We start from the raw sequence: 291 nt of genomic DNA, 5'->3' as shown, positions 1-291 counted from the left end.
CCGGCAATGACGAGCGCGACCCGCCCTTCTCCTTCACCAAGCCGGCCGACGCCGTCGTCGATAGCGGCGTCGAGATTCCCTACCCGCCTGTCACCGGCGGTGTCGACGGCATCGGCAAGATCGAGATGACCATCGGGCAGCCGAAGCGATGAGCGACCTTGTCCTGCACAACTACTACCGCTCCTCGACCTCCTACCGGGTGCGGATCGCGCTCGAGATGAAGGGGCTGAGCTACACCTATGTGCCGCATCATTTGCGCCATGGCGAGCATCTCGAGCCGGCCTATCTCGC

General features: G+C 64.3%; 1 protein-coding gene and 1 pseudogene. Both read left to right on the top strand.

Features of this window, described 5'->3' with window-relative positions; translation table 11 throughout:
* Positions 1-95 (top strand): annotated as a pseudogene (locus EN859_RS40125) (FAA hydrolase family protein); the annotation flags it as partial.
* Between the two features lie 53 nt (positions 96-148).
* Positions 149-291, top strand: a 143-nt coding sequence (locus EN859_RS37155) for a glutathione S-transferase N-terminal domain-containing protein (RefSeq protein WP_189502584.1), incomplete at its 3' end; no start/stop codon positions are given.

Origin of the sequence: Mesorhizobium sp. M00.F.Ca.ET.216.01.1.1, from assembly GCF_004010325.2 — a bacterium.
Taxonomy (GTDB): Bacteria; Pseudomonadota; Alphaproteobacteria; order Rhizobiales; family Rhizobiaceae; genus Mesorhizobium.
Note: the sequence above shows the minus strand (reverse complement) of the source record. Positions and strands in the feature narration are given on the sequence as shown.